Genomic DNA, 16,636 nt, shown 5'->3' with positions numbered 1-16,636 from the left:
TAGCTGAGTTAACTTAAGTTCAAAAACTCCTAACAAGAACCTCAAGCCAAAAAAATTGTCTCTTGTTTCCTTTCGAAAAGCGGAATAATAGGAATCAAAGTTTAATTATTGTATAATTATTAATAATCAGAAAATAATAAAAAGGGGGTGAAAAGGCATGGTCGTTGTATCTTATGCTCGAACGAGCGCTCAAAAGCAAGAAAACCCACAATATAAAAAGTTAATTTTAGCACTCTGTTTTTGTAGTTGATTTGTCGTTATGAACACAACAATGTTTAATATTGCCTTACCAAATATCATAACAGATTTAAATATTACGCCTATTATCGGTTCGTGGATGGTTTCTGGATACTCAGTAGCTTTTGCCATTTTCACTCTCACATTTAGTAGATTATCTGATTATATTTCTATAAAAAAACTGCTCCTAATTGGACTTACTATATTTATATGTTCATCGCTGGTTGGATTTTTTGCTGAAAATGTTATTATCCTTTTATTTGCACGAATCTTCCAAGCGGTTGGTGCTGGAGCAGTTCCAGGATTATCTATGATCATTGCTAGTAAATTTGTGCCGATATCACAACGAGCAAAATCAATTGCCATGATTGGTTCCGGTGCAGCATTAGGCTTTGGTTTAGGTCCAGTAGTAGGCGGGATAGCAACACAATTCTTTGGCTGGAATTACTTGTTTCTTATACCGCTAATGGTTCTTGGCTTTTTGCCTATTTTGATGCAATTGTCTCCGAAAAATGAAAGTAGGGAAGGTAGCTTTGATATATATGGCTGCTTGCTTACTAGTTGTACAACCATTGCCGCCCTTTTAACTATCTCTCAAACATCATTTTTGTTCTGCGCCGTATTTGTAGGTTTAGCAATCATTACATTGTTCTATTTGTGGAAACAGAAACAGCCATTTATTTTCCCGCAATTATTATTAAATAAGGACTATATTCGATTATTAATCATTGGCTTATCAGGCTTTATTTTTCATTTTTCTAATTTATTTATGATGCCACTCATTTTAGGGGATTTACATCATAAAGATCCAATCGTTATGGGACTATTGATATTTCCAGGTGCCATTATCGCTATGTTTGCTGGCCCCTATATTGGTAAGTTGATTGATTTATATGGAAGCAAGCGTTTTATTTCTCTCGGCCAATTAACGTTACTGCTCGCCTCATTACTGTTTGCTTTTTTAGCAGCTTACAATCCGTACTCTATTATGGGTGCTTACATTTTTGCAAGTATCGGTTTTTCAATGTTGAATAGCAGCGTAGCTAATGAGACAGCTTATCTATTATCAGTTGAAATGAATAGTGCAGGAATGGGGTTGTTACAACTACTTCAATTTATTGGTGGAGGAATTGGAGTGACATTATGTGGGTTATTAATGAATCTTCAGAAGGAATTGCCACTATATATTCAGTATGAGCGTGTCTACTTTATGCTTGCTAGTATCCTCGTACTTGCTTTTAGCTATCAAATGATCTTTCGCAAAGTAGTTATTGAAAAATAATAGCAGAAAACATTATGATAATAGAAAAAGAATTCAAGGGGACAACAGATGATGGAATTGATGATCGATGATTTATCAGGTACAGCTATTCAACAATTGATAATGGAACATTTAACCGATATGAGTAGTCAATCACCGCCAGAGAGTACACATGCATTGAATTTAGATGGTTTAAAACATCCTTCTGTGACCGTTTGGAGCTGCTGGGAATCTGGTATGCTCGTTGGTTGTGCAGCTTTAAAAGAGATAGACAACCGCCATGGTGAGATCAAATCGATGAGAACAGCTAAATATGCCTTACGTAAAGGAGTAGCAGGAAAACTATTAGATCATTTAATTCATGAAGCAAATGTGCGGGGGTACTTGCGTTTAAGTCTAGAAACAGGTTCGATGGACTCTTTTGAACCGGCTAGAAAATTGTACGAAAGTAGAGGATTTCAGTATTGCCAACCATTTGACCACTATAAGGAAGATCCTAATAGTGTGTTTATGACACGATCAATGAAAAGTTAAATAATTATGTTTGTTATTGATATTTGTGCTAGTTTAAAATCTCCTAAATTAAATGGGGATTTAAAATAAAATAGCGACGTTTGTAAAAAAAGATGCGAAGATTTACCCCTTTGAATATACATTGCCTGAAGAGGGATTTTGGTGAAAATTACATGACGATATTCAACAATCGGGCCAGATAACGGAATAAGAATTAGCAATGACCTTCTAAACACGCGGGACATATGATGGTTTATAATCATATGTCTTTGGAGGAATGTTTTAATGAATAACCCTTTTTATATGTATCCTTATTATTCGAACCCTTATTATAGTAATGGGCCAATGTGTAATCATGATAAAATGTTTGGTCCTGGCTATGGAAATATGTCTTATAGTGTGGGCTATGCAAATCAATATTGGCCATATCCAAACACTCAGGGATATACTCGTTCCATATTAAATGACCATGGAAAAGACCCTTTTGTCGTAAATATTAATCAAGCTGCTAGGCAAAACAACACATTCCGAACTGCTATATGGACTGGAGATAATCTACAAGTGACCTTGATGAGTATCAACGTCGGAGAAGATATTGGTCTAGAGGTTCATCCTGACGTAGATCAATTTTTACGTATTGAGGAAGGTCAGGGATTTGTACAAATGGGCGAGAGTAGAGATCAGTTAAACTTTGTAAGGAATGTGCATGATGATTCTGCTATTATGGTCCCTGCTGGCATGTGGCATAATTTAACGAATACAGGCAACATCCCGTTAAAACTCTACACAATCTATGCACCGCCTGAGCATCCATTTGGCACTGTTCATAGAACAAAGGCAGATGCCGAAGGTTAGAATCTATAGTATTCTGGAATCGGGCGCTTAATGGCATAAGTTGTGTCAGAATCCGGCCATTTAGTTGAAAAAGTTTTCTTGGGGAAGGGAGAAAAGTAATGTCTAAAGGTTTAAAAATAATGTTATTTTGGTCACTTGGATTTCCAGTTATTATTACTATACTCCGCATTATTACGAATTACTTTTTTGATCGTGACATTGAATTATTCTCATATTCGGCAGTCTTCTTGGGGACTGTTCTCGCGGGATTAATTTTTGCAGGACCATTAAATTATTATATATCAAAATCTCGAGAAGGATAAAAATAGTTTATTGAAGTTCTTCTGTTATCCGGCGCGTTTGTTGTATAAAACTTAGATTTTTATATAACTTTATTGCTAAAGAATCTTCATTTAGCAACATTTATGTTACCCTTTCCTACAGAATGGGAGTATGTGTATTGCAGCATTTAACTTAAACAACGTAATATAACCTTTGACATTCCCTTATATCGAGTGGTGTCAGCTTCGCTGGTACGACTCGATATAATAATCCTTTTATTCCTAATTTAGTATATAATTGGTGTAAAAGGAGGCGATGATCAATATGAAACGAATCATCTTATTTACAGTTACATTTATGTGTCTGTTTTTTATCTCAGCATGTTCAGAAGATAGTAATAGCAGTAGTAACGCAGATGAAAAAGAAGTTAAAGAATTTTTAAGTCAATATAAATCCTACCAGTATACAATCGAAGATCCTAAAAACCCCCCTACTGCTGATGAAATAGGGGAAAAAGTGAAACCTTTCTTATCTGATGAAGAATATGAGAAACAATTTGCCAATAGGGCTTTCGATATACCTGCTGAAGTTGCATCTAAAACAAATAACAGCATCGCTTTAGATGATATTACTCTTGAAAAAGTCGAATCAGAAGAAGAGACAGAAAAATATAAATACACATTACATTTGACTTTTTCCGATAATGGTTCTGAAGAATCTATAGATAGAAAAGGAGAAATAACAGTCACAACTAACAACGAGATGAAAATAATTCGCGACTGGGAAAATCGTAATAATGAAATTGATGATCTAACTTTTTAAAGAAAGCTTAATTAGCTAGAAAACTAGTATACAAAGTATAGAATACCGTTCTCGTATGAAAGATATCACGTACTAATAATATTAAAGTTGTAAAAAATTATTTTAAGCCTGTCCTAAAAATTGAATAAACATATCTTCCGCAATAGAAGTACATTTCTTGAGCAAGGAATACGCCTTATTTAATGTATAAAAGGATTGAGTTATATTGCGAATTTTGAAATAATTGTTATTAAGCAATCGGCTACGCTTATTTAGGTACGTCTCTTTCTCGTGTAAGGGCCATTAAGGGAAGGAGCTTTCCTTGAGGCTGGATATTAATGATATTATATGCATGATTGTAATGGTCACAATAATTAATTAGGTTCTAAATTCTAACTTTTAAGGAGTCTCCTTATGAGAATAGATTCAAAAAGGGAAGAGTACAACAAAAATATAAAGAAATAATTGAGCTTAAAAAACAAGAAAGAAAACACAATATTGAAGTGATAAGAGCTATTTTTTTAATTTTTTTTCTTTCTAAATGGAGAAAATGCCAACGTCTTTATTTTTAATTCATCTGCTGTTGAAGTTGGCCACCCTGAGAATAAATGGATAGAAGTTGTTTCAAAAATGGATGGAAAATTAAAAGTGAATTATGCTCAATATACGGGTATAGCAATAGATTTCAATCCTAAACCTATAAAATATATTTTAAAAACTTCTATACAAGATTCAGATTTAGATAATGATCAACATTTAAGTGAATTGATTAAAGATGCTAATGCAATTATAGAATCAAATAAATTACCCAACTTACTTCAAGAAGATGAAACATACGAAATTATTGTAAGAGGAATAGATAACGATGAATTAGCCCGTTAAAGGATTTTTAATGACAAGATTAAGTAATTGGTGCACCAGTGAAGCAACTAAAAGAAAAAGAAAAAACATTAATTTAATCTTCCGCAAACGGGCTCGATTGTTGAGCATCACAGGTAGAAAATGATCAAACTTTTTTATAAAAACCAAACTTAAGTCTGCTAAAGAAGAATCCTTTTTGATCAATCTTTTGTTCAAATGGATTATCCTTATTTATCGTAAAATAAGGGTTAGCGAGGTATTTTTGCTAAAACTTTATTTCAAAGCTACATTAAAAAAAGGGTGCAAACCGTTTGTGATTTGCACCTGCTTTTCTTCGCTAAGGGAATCTATTTTAAAGGACAAAAGTGAATATAAAAAACAGAATGTAAATGAAGATTAATAACCCGACAATTGTAAAGGCAATGGTTGCAATTTTACTACTGGAGTATTTGTTAAGAACAAAGACCATCACAATAAAGAGAATAAAAAAGATGAGAGCTGGTAAGAAAATAGAGAATGTTGAACTCAATTGGAAAACCCTTTCTTTGTGCAAAATATGTACATTCTCTACTATCTTAAATGAAAGCGTAGAGGACATGCAATATTTCGTAAGGACTAAACCATTTTGGAATATTTTTCGAGCGAATGATCACCTAATGTTATAAAACGATGATAGATGGAGATGGGAAGAAGTGAGAGAACCAGAAAAACAAGTAGTTATTGAAAGAACCTATAATCAACCGAGAGATATAGTCTCCTAAGCTTTTGCAGAACCATGCCTTTCCCGCTTTCATAAAATGTGTCCTTACAGTATTATGTAATAAAATGAAAGAAAATTTAGATGATTTTAAACTTGCTTATTTTGTTGAGGATATTTGTGCTATTATTTGTAAATAGATCAGTCTTAGAAATTTAGTGAAAAGGAGATTTGCGCGACAATTGATATCATTACATAAAGTGAAAGAATGGAAAAAACCAATCATTTTATTATTCTCACTTTCTAGTGCGCATATTGGTAGTTTTGTATATTTGGCTGCAATTAATGTACTAGTGTACAAAGTAACAGACGGTTCAGCAGCGGCTGTCGCTGGTCTATGGGTGATTTCTCCAATCATCAACATCATTACAAAGTTGTGGACAGGTAGTTTTATAGACTATCGTAGTAAAAAGAAAATCGTGATGATTACTTATGTTTTACGTGCTTTATTAATTGTGACCATGTTCTTCGCAACAAATATAACCTCCTTGTATCTGATTTTAATTGTTGTAAGTGTGGGCCAGTCATTTTTTGTCCCTGCCTCAATAACCTATACAACGATGATAGTCCCTTATGAGAAAAGAAAAAGGTTCAATACATTCCGTTCGGTCACATCATCCAGTGCTTTTATTATTGGGCCAGCTATAGCCGGTGTATTGATCTTTTTGACATCAGTAGAGGTGACTCTTTTGTTAACTAGTTTGTTTTTTGTCATCGCAGCCGTCTTTATTTGCTTTCTACCAGATGTTGATAAGAAGAAGACGGAGATTCCTCGATTAACAGTTAACAGAGTAAAGGAAGATTTCATCAGCGTTTTTACCTTCTTAAAAAAAGAGAAATATGTCAGCTTTGTCTACTTAGGTTATTTATCTCTAATGATCATTGCCTATATTATGGATGCACAAGAGGTCGCTTTTATTCAAACTGTAGTTGGTCTTTCTGAAACTGATTATAGCTTTCTTCTGAGTATTACGGGGATAGGATCGGTTGCTGGCGCTTTTGTATTAACCATTATTGCAAATAGATTATCTATCCGATCAATGATTGCCTGTGGAATGTTCATGATGGCAATTGGATATGTTTTCTACTCCTTATCCTCGTCATTTACGGCTGTAATGAGCAGCTTTATTCTACTAGGTTTTTTTAATAGTTTCTTAAATGCTGGAGCGTTAACTTTTTATCAAAATAATATACCGGTAGAAATGATGGGCAGAGTGACAAGTATTTTTCAATTACTGCAAAGTATGCTACAAGTAAGTTATTTAAGTGTCATCATGCTGATGACTAATCTCATCCCATTAAAAAATATCATTATTTCATTGAGTCTACTCCTTTTTGTATTCACTTGCTTTTATGTTTTAGTTATTTTTCGCCATTCTTTTCAACGTTATTTTACAGAGAAAAGTGAAGGGGTATCCGTTGATGAATAACAGGCACTTGCTATTCTTGTATAAGATTGCCCTGCAAACAGTTTATTTGCTGCTAAAGAGTGAAAGGAGTATGATACATTATAAGAATATTCAGTTTATTAAAAGGGGGATTACATGGGAAAAACGGCTTTATCTTGGAGTGGGGGGAAGGACGCTTGTTTGGCGTTAGACTACTTACTAGCAAATGGAATAAGTGTTGAAGTATTGATTACAACAAAACAACGATCTGAAAAAAGAACACACGGACATGGAGAAAAAACAAATCTGTTAGTACAACAAAGTGAATCATTAGGTATACCCATCCATTTTATTGAGACAGACATAGATAATTATACAGATAGATTTGTAGAAGAGTTAAAGCAATTGAAGTTAAAATATGATTTAGAGGCTATCGCCTTTGGAGACATTTATTTTAGACCGCATAAAGACTGGGGAGAGAAGCTTGCTTCATCAGTAGGATTACAGGCTATCTATCCATTATGGAGGAAGAAAGAGGAAGTGGATGCACTTCTACATTCGTTTATTCAGCGTGGATATAGAGCTAAAGTGATAAGAGTCCGCCCTGATTGTTTATCTGATAGTTGGCTAGGCAGAGAGATTGATGAATCATTTTATCAACAGATTAAGTTAGAAGAAGTCTGTCCGATGGGAGAAGCAGGAGAATATCATAGCTTTGTTTATGATGGACCGATTTTTTCTAAAGTGGTTGCTATCCTTACTAAGGAAACGGTGATATGGGAAGGATCTAAGAAGGTTGATTTGCATTTAACTCATGATGGGGAGGTAGAAATATGAAAATAGGTGTGGCTGGTGCAGGGGCAGTTGGGAGTTTGTTTGGGGCATTACTTGCGAATGCTCATCATGAAGTGACCTTTCTAGCTAGAGGTAAGCATTTAACTAGATTGCAAGAGAGGGGCATAAAAGTAGTCAGTGAGCAATATCCTATCCTTAACTTAAATAATGAACATACAATTTTCACCAATGACATCCATGCATTAGCTTCAGTAGACATCCTTCTATTTTGTGTAAAGTCTACTGATACGAAAAAGTTAGCGGACAGCCTGAAGGGTGTGATAAAAGATGAGACGATGATCGTAACGATGCAAAATGGGGTAGATAATGAAGAAATATTGGCACGTAGTCTAACGAGTAATAAAATTTTTTCTTGTGCGACTTATGTGCAAGCAAGTATAACTGAACCAGGCTGTGTGAAAGAATCGGGCTCCCATCAATTATTAATGGGTGCATTACAAAAAGAGAATAGCAATCAAGCGAGAAACATCGTTGAATTATTTCAAGAGGCAGGAATAAGGGCAAAATTCACAGAAGAAATCCTTATGCATAAGTGGAAAAAGCTTCTCTGGAATATTACCTTTAATCCATTGTCTGCTATAACAAAAGCAACAATTGGCGAAATATTAGATAGTGTGGAACTAAGTGCTTTGGCGAAAAACGTGGCATCAGAGGCCGTTTCTGTGGCAGCAAGACAAGGGTATTCCTTTGATAAAGAAAAAATGATTCCTTCTATTTTTAAAAAAGCGACCTATGCTAAGGAACATCAGACATCCATGCTACAAGACCGCTTAAATGGTAAAGCAATGGAATACGAATCGATGTGTGGGTATGTTCTTAAACTTGCTCATGAAACAGAAATAGAAGTGCCAACGATTAGGTCTTTATATAGTATTTTGAAATTTTGGGACGAAAAAGATAGGAGAAAGGACCACCGATATGCTGAAAACTTATAAACATGAAGGTGTGATTTGCGCCGAAGGGAATTTACTGAAAAATAGTAGAATTTCAAGAAAAATATTTTCTTTTATTGTCGATGGTTTGGTGATTGATACTGGGCCTTATTCAATGTCATCTGACTTCACTCAATTTTATCAATCCTATTTTGTTGATCAGGTCGTTTTAACACATAGTCATGAAGATCATTCTGGCAATGCCTCGTGGTTTGCCAATCAACAAATTCCTATTTTCTGTCATCGGTTAGGGGTAGAGATTTGTTCTGAAGATGCGCCATACCCCTTATATAGGCAAAAAACATGGGGAGCAAGAAAAGCGTTTCCTGCTTATCCATTATCGCAAAAATTTTCGTCAAGACAGCTTGATTGGGAGGTAATAGAGACACCCGGTCATGCGGATGACCATGTGGCCCTTTTTTGCCACAATAAAGGTATAATGTTTACTGGTGATTTATATGTTCAGCCTCATACAAAGATTGCGATGGATACAGAATCCATTCCGGAAATTATCCAATCAATAAAAAAATTGCTAACTTATGACTTTGAGGCAATGTTTTGTTCTCATTCGGGGTATTTTCTTAATGGTAAAGATCAATTGCGAACGAAATTGAATTATTTAGAGGATCTCAGTGGTAAAATCATTCAATTGTATCTTGAAGGTAAAAGTGTTTTAGAGATTCAGCAATTATTTTTTCCAAAACACTATCAGATGATTTCGATATCAAACGGTGAATGGGATACAATTCATATTGTAACTTCTATCATTAATGGCTATCAAGAAAAATTCAAAAAATCATCAGTTTAGTCTTGGCAAGAGAAAAAATCTCTGCTATTATAATGAATATTAAAAACATACTGACTAGTCAGATAATATTTTATGTTTTTTATTACTCCATGATACATTTCCATTCAACTACTAAGAACTTTGCAAAACGACTGCTTGGTTTGGCTGTAGACACTTCTATGTTTTTAGTTCCGTTACCTCTGCTAAACGTTTTTATAAAAAATGAAAGCGTTTCCTAACTATTTTGTTCAAAGAAATACAACACCATTGTTCTAAGCAAGCTGTAAAAAGAATAGATTCATCCTATCATTTAAAGCTGGCTACCCTATGCTTCGCTTCATGGGGGAGTTGAACTAAATCGATCATGTAGTTTGTAGAAAGTGAAAAAACTAACCGGTTAGTATGTAAAAAAGTTCTAACATACTAACTAGTTAGTATAAATAAATAGATAGAGGTGAAAGAAATGGATTTACGATTAACAGAAGAACAAAAAATGGTCCAACAAACCATTAGAAAGTTTGTGGAGAAAGAATTGATTCCGCTAGAAAATGAAGTATTAAAGAATGAACGAGAAGGAAAGCCTAGCCTTTCTAAAGAAGTCCAGAAGAAATTACAGTTAAAAGCAAAGGAAGCGGGCTTTTGGGGAATTAACACACCTGAGGAATACGGTGGAGCTGACTTAGGACAAATGATGCAAGCCATTGTTTGTATTGAAGTAGCTAAAACGTTTGTGCCATTTAGTTTTGGTGGATCTGCTGACAATATCCTTTATTATGCTAATGAAGAGCAAAAACAAAATTACTTAATTCCTACAATAAATGGCGAAAAAAAATCTTGTTTTGCTATGACTGAACCTGGAGCAGGATCTGATACGCAAAATATACGCATGACAGCAGTGAAAGATGGAGATGAGTGGATCCTAAATGGTGAGAAAACATTCATTACTGGTGGTAATGAAGCAGATTTCGTTATGGTCATCGCGATAACGGATAAGGAGCTACATAAAAAAACGAAGGGTAGAGACGGTGTCACTTGTTTTATCGCTGACCGCGAAATGGGCTGGAAATCAGAATATATCCATACGATGGGTGAATGGGGACCAGCTGGACTTGTATTTGATAATGTCCGAGTACCAGAGAAGAATATCCTAGGTGAGCTGCATGGCGGTTATAAACTCGGTCTTGAATGGATTGGATTTGCTCGATGGATAGTAGGAGCAAGAGCGGTCGGAGCAGCAGAGAGACTATTGCAAATGGCAATAGATTATGCAAAAGAACGAGAAACTTTTGGAAAACCAATTGCAGAGAGACAGGCAATTCAATGGCAAATTGCAGATTCAGCCGTTGAAATAGAAGCAGCTAAATGGCTAGCGTTGAATGCCGCATTTACTTTGGATCAAGGGGAAGATAATCGTCACTATGCATCGATGGCCAAACTTTATGGGTCTAATATGGGGAACCGAGTCGTTGACCGCGTATTACAAATTCATGGTGGCATGGGGTATACAAGAGAGCTTCCGATTGAGAGATGGTACCGAGAGGCAAGACTTTGGAGAATATATGATGGCACAGATGAAATCCAACGTATGATTATCTCAAGAAACTTACTGAAGGGGCACGTGAAAATCGGCCAACAAATATAAGAAAATGATACAGGGGGCATATGAAAATGACAAGATTCACAGGGAAAACTGCATTTATTACTGGCGGAAGCCGAGGAATTGGTAAAGGTGTCGCTGAGCTCTTCGCACAAGAGGGCGCCAATATTGCAATTATTGATATCAATGAGGATGCATTAGCGGAAACAGCCGCAGAATTCAAGGAAAAGGGCTATCATATCTTCGTGAAAAAAGCAAATGTTGTCGAAGCAGGCGAAGTAGAAACAGCGATGGAGGAAGTTGTGCAACAGTTTGGTACACTTGATATTTTAGTTAATAACGCTGGTATTATTCGCGATAATTTACTGTTTAAAATGACGGACGATGATTGGCAATTCGTAATGGATGTACATCTGAAGGGATCGTTTAATGCATCGCGTGCCGCACAAAAATATATGGTCAAACAAAACTATGGCAGAATTATTAGTATTTCTTCTACTTCTGCTCTTGGGAATAGAGGGCAGGCTAACTATGCAACAGCAAAAGCTGGTTTACAAGGATTAACAAAAACATTAGCCATTGAACTTGGACGCTATGGCATCACAGCAAATAGTGTCGCACCTGGTTTCATTGAAACAGAGATGACAAAGGCTACAGCAGAAAGAGTAGGGATTCCTTTTACAGATTTTGTTAATGGAGCGATAGCGGCTATACCGGTTGCGAGAAGCGGAAAGCCTGCCGATATCGCCAATGCAGTTGCATTTTTTGCAGATGAGAAATCATCATTTGTGAATGGTCAAGTTATTTATGTCGCGGGCGGTCCAAAAAATTAAAATTGGAGTGGATGCACAGGATGTACACTAATGTGATCGGCAAAGTATCAGGTAAGGTGAAGAATACGGTTGAACGTGGGTTAGTCAAACGGTTCGCGCAATCGATTGGCGATCCCCATCCTATTTTTATTGATGAAGAATATGGAAAGAAAAGTAAGTATGGCACAAATATTGCGCCTCCTACTTTCCCACGGGTGTTTGAATCTGGCACAATTGAAGCGTTACAGCTGCCGAAGAAAGGGTTGATTCATGGTGAGCAAAGGTTTCATTATGAAAGGCCTCTTCTAGTTGGAGAAGATGTATATGTTTGGACAGAAGTGAAGGATTATTATGAGAAGAAAGGGAGCAATGGTTTAATGGGCTTTCTTTCTGTAGTAAAGTATGGAGAAGATAAGGATGGGAAGCTCATTTTTAAAGAAGAAGCCATTACCATTATTACAGAAGCTGTGAGAAAGGCGATGAGTGTATGAGTAATATCTTGACTTTAGAAAAGGGAAAAACATTGTCCGAAACCTTAGCGCCTGTATCTAGAATGGACTTAATAAAGTATTCAGGTGCATCAGGTGACTTTAACCCCATTCATACAGTTGATGAAGAAGCAAAGAAAACGGGACTTCCAGGAATTATCGCTCATGGTATGTGGACAATGGGGAATCTTGCTAAATTATTTACACCCTATTTTGAAGAAGGTTTTATAAAGGATTATCGTATTCGTTTTTCAGGTATGGTCTTTATTGATGATGTGATTACACTTGTTGCTACAGTTACTGCTGAAGAGGAGCAAGAAATCGCATTTGAGGTGAAAGCAGTTAATCAAGCAGGAAAGGCTGTTTTAAAAGGTGATGTCACGTTTGTTATAACAAATGAATAAGGGGAGGTGCGTGTAATGAATTTTGAATATTCGGATAAAGTAAAGCGTTTACAAGAAAAAATAAGTGATTTTATGGACCAATATGTTTTTCCAAATGAAAAAACTTACATGGAGCAAATAAGTAAAGAGGATCGATTCAGTACCCATCCAACCATTATGGAGGAACTAAAAGCAAAAGCAAAAGCAGAAGGATTATGGAACTTATTTTTACCGGATAGTAAAGATGGTGCGGGTTTAAGCAATATCGAATACGCTCCATTATGTGAGTTAATGGGGCGGTCATCTATCGGACCTGAAGTATTTAACTGTGCTGCACCAGATACAGGAAATATGGAAGTATTAGTACGATATGGAACGGATGAACAAAAGGAAAAATGGCTAAAACCATTACTAAACGGTGAAATTCGCTCTTGTTTCTCCATGACTGAACCGAATGTGGCCTCATCTGATGCGACCAATATCGAATCAAGCATTATTCGTGATGGTGATGAGTATGTCATTAATGGGACAAAATGGTGGTCATCAGGCGCAGGTGATCCTAGATGTAAAATTGCTATTGTCATGGGTAAAAACGATCCAAATGCCGAAAAACATAAACAACAATCGATGATATTAGTCCCACTTGATACCCCAGGTGTAAAAATCAAACGCACATTAAATGTATTTGGTTACGATCATGCTCCTCATGGTCATGCTGAAATTGAATATAACAATGTAAGAGTTCCTGCTAGTAATATGCTACTAGGTGAAGGGAGAGGTTTCGAAATTGCACAAGGTAGATTAGGACCAGGGCGCATTCATCATTGTATGAGAACGATTGGAGCAGCGGAAAGAGCATTATCCATTCTTTGTGAGCGTGTCCAAGAGCGCATCGCCTTTGGTAAAACATTAGCCGAGCAAGGTGTTATTCAAGAATGGATTGCCGAAGCTAGAATAAATATCGAACAATCGCGCTTACTCACATTGAAAGCTGCTTTTATGATGGACACTGTTGGAAATAAAGCTGCTAAAACAGAGATTGCCATGATAAAGGTAGTCGCACCTAATGTGGCACTTCAAATTATTGATCATGCCATTCAAGCACTAGGTGCAAAAGGCGTAAGCCAAGATACACCGCTTGCTGCGAGTTGGGCGAATATTCGAACATTACGCTTGGCAGATGGTCCAGATGAAGTGCATAAAAGAGCGATTGCAAGACAGGAGTTAAAAAAATATAAAAAAGTAGCACAGGGGGTCAAATAATGCATGTAAAAGAACTGTTCGATCTATCTGGAAAAACAGCTATTGTCACAGGGGGCGGAAGAGGATTAGGTGAACAAATTGCCGAAGGGTTTGCTGAAGCTGGCGCAAACATCGTATTATGTTCCAGAAAAAAAGAGAATTGTGATGAAGTGGCCAATCGTCTCAAAGAACTTGGTGTTGAAGTACTGACTTTTAAATGTGATATTACTAACCCAGAAGATGTGCAAACAGTCGTCGATGAAACGATTCAGCGTTTTGGGAAGATCGACATTCTCGTCAATAATAGTGGGGCAACATGGGGTGCTCCAGTAGAAGAAATGCCCTTAGAAGCATTCCAAAAAGTAGTCAACGTAAATGTTGTAGGCACATTTCTAATGTCGCAAGCTGTTGGTAAAGCAATGCTCGTTGAAAAACAAGGAAAAATCATTAATATTGCTTCTGTAGCTGGACTGAAGGGGTCAAATCCAGAGTTAATGGATGCAATCGGATATAACTCAAGTAAAGGTGGCGTCATTTCTTTTACAAAAGATTTGGCAGTGAAATGGGGACCGAGAGGCATTCATGTCAATGCGATTGCACCAGGGTTTTTCCCAACAAAAATGTCAAAGGTACTTATTGAAAGAAACAGCGAGCGCTTCTTGCAAAGGACCCCACTTAGGAAATTCGGTTCGGATTCTGATTTAAAAGGAGTGGCTCTATTTCTAGCAAGTGGCGCGTCTGATTTCATTACGGGTGAAACAATTGCTGTAGACGGTGGAACAACAGCAATGTAAAGGGAAGGAGATGGATGACATGGGTAATAGAGAAGCTGTAATCGTTTCAGCTGTACGCACAGCGATTGGTAGGCAGGGAGGTTCTCTTGCCTCCGTTCCAGCTCATATATTTGGTGGCGAAGTCATTAAGGCAGCAGTAGAGCGGGCGCAAGTGAATGTGGGAGAGATTGATGATGTGATTTTTGGTAATGTGCTAAGTGGTGGCGGAAATATTGCTAGATTATCAAGTCTTCAATCAGGTCTTTCTCTTAATCTACCTGGTTTAACGATAGACCGTCAATGCGGATCAGGTATTAACGCTGTTGCACTTGCTGCAGCTATGATTAAAGCGGGTGAGGGAGATGTATATATTGCCGGTGGTGTAGAAAGTATGTCGAGGGCACCTTATTTGATGGATCGGGCTGATCAGCCGTATAGTCCAAGACCCCCTCAATTTAGAAAATCACGGCTTTCACCTGATGAAGTTGGTGATCCACCTATGGGGATAACGGCAGAAAATTTAGTAGAGAAATATGGTATTTCTCGTCAAGAGCAAGATGAATATGCCAATCGTAGTCAAGCTAGAATGGCTAAAGCGATGGTTGAAGGTCGTTTTAAAGAACAAATTGTTCCGATAAAGATTCCTGTTAGAAAAGGAGATTCGATTACTTTTAAAGAGGATGAACACCCAAGACCACAAACGAATATCGAGGGGTTAGCAAAACTTAAACCTGCATTTAAGCAAGCTGGCAGTGTAACAGCTGGCAACAGTTCAGGCTTAAATGATGCTGCTTCGGCGCTTGTTGTCATGTCGAGAGAAAAAGCGAATTCCCTCGGTTTACGTCCATTAGCTGTTATAAAAGAATCAGCCGTTGCTGGTGTTGATCCTAATATTATGGGGATAGGTCCTGTACCTGCTGTTAGAAAACTATTAAAGAAAACTGGCAAAACACTTGAAGATATCGATTTAATTGAATTGAATGAAGCATTTGCCGCGCAAGTCATTGCTTGTGACAGGGAGTTATCATTCAACCCGGAAAAGTTGAATGTGAATGGCGGAGCGATTGCTCATGGTCATCCATTAGGCGCAACAGGTGCCATACTTGTAACGAAAGCAGTATATGAATTGCAGCGGTCACTAAGTCATTCCGCTTTAATTACTGCTTGCATTGGTGGAGGTCAAGGGATTGCCCTTCTCATTGAAAGAGAACTAGTCTAAGAATAGGCATAGTCAGGAGGGCTTTTAGTGAAAAATCAAATCTTAAAGAAAAGCATCGATTTGTTTGATGATAAAGGCTTTAAGGAAACGACAATTCAAGATATTGTTGATCAACTCGATGTGACGAAAGGTACTTTTTATTACTATTTCAACAGTAAGCAGGAAGTATTAAGGGATATCCATTTAGAATACATCGAAGGCTTATTACAAGAACAAGAAGAAATCTTACAAAATCAAACATTAAGTAATAAAGAAAAGCTTTACGAGAACATTTATTTAACCTTAAGTAAGATTGACACTCAGGGTAAAGAAGCACGTATTGTGCACCGGGAGTTAAGACATTTACATGAAGATCATGTCAAACAAATTAAATTAAAGCGAAAAGAATATCGTTTAAATTTTGAAAAAATTATTGATGCAGGTAAAAAGACAAAAGAATTTAGTAATCATATTCGTACAGATATTCTTGCCTTCGGATTTTTAGGAATGACGAATTATAGCTATTATTGGTTTCGAACAGATGGTGAGCTAACGGATAAGGAATTAGCACGGTTTTATACAGAAATTATATTAAAAGGTATTGAAGAAGTGCCTGTTAAAGAGGGGATTTGATG

General features: G+C 36.6%; 17 protein-coding genes. All 17 read left to right on the top strand.

Annotated elements, in window-relative coordinates; genetic code table 11:
- Positions 1 to 259 precede the first annotated feature (259 nt).
- The 17 genes from H9655_RS06000 to H9655_RS05920 all read left to right on the top strand — a co-directional run bounded on the left by H9655_RS06000 (position 260) and on the right by H9655_RS05920 (position 16,634).
- Positions 260 to 1,519: an MFS transporter gene (locus tag H9655_RS06000; protein WP_191811954.1), complete on the top strand. Its 1,260-nt coding sequence runs from the start codon at positions 260 to 262 to the stop codon at positions 1,517 to 1,519.
- A gap of 51 nt (positions 1,520 to 1,570) precedes the next feature.
- Positions 1,571 to 2,032 carry a GNAT family N-acetyltransferase gene (locus H9655_RS05995; RefSeq protein WP_191812670.1) on the top strand — a complete coding sequence of 154 codons (462 nt, stop codon included), beginning with the start codon at positions 1,571 to 1,573 and terminating at the stop codon, positions 2,030 to 2,032.
- A 264-nt stretch (positions 2,033 to 2,296) separates the two neighbouring features.
- Entirely contained in the window at positions 2,297 to 2,866 is a 570-nt protein-coding gene (locus H9655_RS05990) for a cupin domain-containing protein (RefSeq protein WP_225230467.1), read from the top strand.
- A 585-nt stretch (positions 2,867 to 3,451) separates the two neighbouring features.
- Positions 3,452 to 3,949: a hypothetical protein gene (locus H9655_RS05985; RefSeq protein ID WP_191811952.1), complete on the top strand. Its 498-nt coding sequence runs from the start codon at positions 3,452 to 3,454 to the stop codon at positions 3,947 to 3,949.
- Positions 3,950 to 4,558: 609 nt separating this feature from the next.
- On the top strand, positions 4,559 to 4,810 hold the full coding sequence (locus tag H9655_RS05980; RefSeq protein WP_191811950.1) for a hypothetical protein: 252 nt from the start codon (positions 4,559 to 4,561) through the stop codon (positions 4,808 to 4,810).
- Positions 4,811 to 5,728: 918 nt separating this feature from the next.
- Entirely contained in the window at positions 5,729 to 6,976 is a 1,248-nt protein-coding gene (locus H9655_RS05975) for an MFS transporter (protein ID WP_225230466.1), read from the top strand.
- Between the two features lie 114 nt (positions 6,977 to 7,090).
- A complete protein-coding gene (locus H9655_RS05970) occupies positions 7,091 to 7,771 on the top strand; it encodes a Dph6-related ATP pyrophosphatase (protein WP_191811948.1) in 681 nt (226 codons plus the stop codon).
- On the top strand, positions 7,768 to 8,724 hold the full coding sequence (locus H9655_RS05965) for a ketopantoate reductase family protein (RefSeq protein WP_191811946.1): 957 nt from the start codon (positions 7,768 to 7,770) through the stop codon (positions 8,722 to 8,724). Before H9655_RS05970 ends, H9655_RS05965 begins: the two co-directional genes overlap by 4 nt.
- Entirely contained in the window at positions 8,708 to 9,529 is an 822-nt protein-coding gene (locus tag H9655_RS05960; RefSeq protein WP_191811944.1) for an MBL fold metallo-hydrolase, read from the top strand. Before H9655_RS05965 ends, H9655_RS05960 begins: the two co-directional genes overlap by 17 nt.
- Positions 9,530 to 9,971: 442 nt before the next feature.
- The gene (locus H9655_RS05955; RefSeq protein ID WP_191811942.1) at positions 9,972 to 11,150 is read left to right on the top strand and encodes an acyl-CoA dehydrogenase family protein; all 1,179 of its coding nucleotides are present in this window, start codon (positions 9,972 to 9,974) and stop codon (positions 11,148 to 11,150) included.
- Between the two features lie 26 nt (positions 11,151 to 11,176).
- Entirely contained in the window at positions 11,177 to 11,938 is a 762-nt protein-coding gene (locus tag H9655_RS05950) for an SDR family NAD(P)-dependent oxidoreductase (RefSeq protein ID WP_191811940.1), read from the top strand.
- A 20-nt stretch (positions 11,939 to 11,958) separates the two neighbouring features.
- Positions 11,959 to 12,408: a MaoC family dehydratase N-terminal domain-containing protein gene (locus tag H9655_RS05945; RefSeq protein ID WP_191811938.1), complete on the top strand. Its 450-nt coding sequence runs from the start codon at positions 11,959 to 11,961 to the stop codon at positions 12,406 to 12,408.
- A complete protein-coding gene (locus H9655_RS05940) occupies positions 12,405 to 12,809 on the top strand; it encodes a MaoC/PaaZ C-terminal domain-containing protein (protein ID WP_191811936.1) in 405 nt (134 codons plus the stop codon). Before H9655_RS05945 ends, H9655_RS05940 begins: the two co-directional genes overlap by 4 nt.
- A gap of 15 nt (positions 12,810 to 12,824) precedes the next feature.
- Complete coding sequence (locus H9655_RS05935) at positions 12,825 to 14,051, top strand: acyl-CoA dehydrogenase (protein WP_191811933.1); 1,227 nt, start codon at positions 12,825 to 12,827, stop codon at positions 14,049 to 14,051.
- Positions 14,051 to 14,824: an SDR family oxidoreductase gene (locus tag H9655_RS05930; RefSeq protein ID WP_191811931.1), complete on the top strand. Its 774-nt coding sequence runs from the start codon at positions 14,051 to 14,053 to the stop codon at positions 14,822 to 14,824. Before H9655_RS05935 ends, H9655_RS05930 begins: the two co-directional genes overlap by 1 nt.
- A gap of 19 nt (positions 14,825 to 14,843) precedes the next feature.
- Positions 14,844 to 16,022, top strand: coding sequence for a thiolase family protein (locus tag H9655_RS05925; RefSeq protein ID WP_191811929.1), 1,179 nt, complete (start codon positions 14,844 to 14,846; stop codon positions 16,020 to 16,022).
- A 27-nt stretch (positions 16,023 to 16,049) separates the two neighbouring features.
- Positions 16,050 to 16,634, top strand: a complete 585-nt coding sequence (locus H9655_RS05920; protein ID WP_191811927.1) for a TetR/AcrR family transcriptional regulator — start codon at positions 16,050 to 16,052, stop codon at positions 16,632 to 16,634.
- Positions 16,635 to 16,636 lie beyond the last annotated feature (2 nt).

It is taken from the genome of Cytobacillus stercorigallinarum, from assembly GCF_014836495.1.
Lineage (GTDB): Bacteria > Bacillota > Bacilli > Bacillales > Cytobacillaceae > Cytobacillus > Cytobacillus stercorigallinarum.
The sequence above is the reverse complement of the archived record's forward strand: the minus strand, read 5'-3'. Positions and strand labels throughout refer to the sequence as shown.

Bases quoted from the DNA above. Each gene is read 5' to 3' on its own strand.
- H9655_RS05955 (WP_191811942.1), top strand. From the start codon at position 9,972: ATGGATTTACGATTAACAGAAGAACAAAAAATGGTCCAACAAACCATT.
- H9655_RS05935 (WP_191811933.1), top strand. From the start codon at position 12,825: ATGAATTTTGAATATTCGGATAAAGTAAAGCGTTTACAAGAAAAAATA.
- H9655_RS05985 (WP_191811952.1), top strand. From the start codon at position 3,452: ATGAAACGAATCATCTTATTTACAGTTACATTTATGTGTCTGTTTTTT.
- H9655_RS05970 (WP_191811948.1), top strand. From the start codon at position 7,091: ATGGGAAAAACGGCTTTATCTTGGAGTGGGGGGAAGGACGCTTGTTTG.
- H9655_RS05995 (WP_191812670.1), top strand. From the start codon at position 1,571: ATGGAATTGATGATCGATGATTTATCAGGTACAGCTATTCAACAATTG.
- H9655_RS05945 (WP_191811938.1), top strand. From the start codon at position 11,959: ATGTACACTAATGTGATCGGCAAAGTATCAGGTAAGGTGAAGAATACG.
- H9655_RS05930 (WP_191811931.1), top strand. From the start codon at position 14,051: ATGCATGTAAAAGAACTGTTCGATCTATCTGGAAAAACAGCTATTGTC.
- H9655_RS05990 (WP_225230467.1), top strand. From the start codon at position 2,297: ATGAATAACCCTTTTTATATGTATCCTTATTATTCGAACCCTTATTAT.
- H9655_RS05940 (WP_191811936.1), top strand. From the start codon at position 12,405: ATGAGTAATATCTTGACTTTAGAAAAGGGAAAAACATTGTCCGAAACC.
- H9655_RS05960 (WP_191811944.1), top strand. From the start codon at position 8,708: ATGCTGAAAACTTATAAACATGAAGGTGTGATTTGCGCCGAAGGGAAT.
- H9655_RS05950 (WP_191811940.1), top strand. From the start codon at position 11,177: ATGACAAGATTCACAGGGAAAACTGCATTTATTACTGGCGGAAGCCGA.
- H9655_RS06000 (WP_191811954.1), top strand. From the start codon at position 260: ATGAACACAACAATGTTTAATATTGCCTTACCAAATATCATAACAGAT.
- H9655_RS05965 (WP_191811946.1), top strand. From the start codon at position 7,768: ATGAAAATAGGTGTGGCTGGTGCAGGGGCAGTTGGGAGTTTGTTTGGG.
- H9655_RS05925 (WP_191811929.1), top strand. From the start codon at position 14,844: ATGGGTAATAGAGAAGCTGTAATCGTTTCAGCTGTACGCACAGCGATT.
- H9655_RS05980 (WP_191811950.1), top strand. From the start codon at position 4,559: ATGGATGGAAAATTAAAAGTGAATTATGCTCAATATACGGGTATAGCA.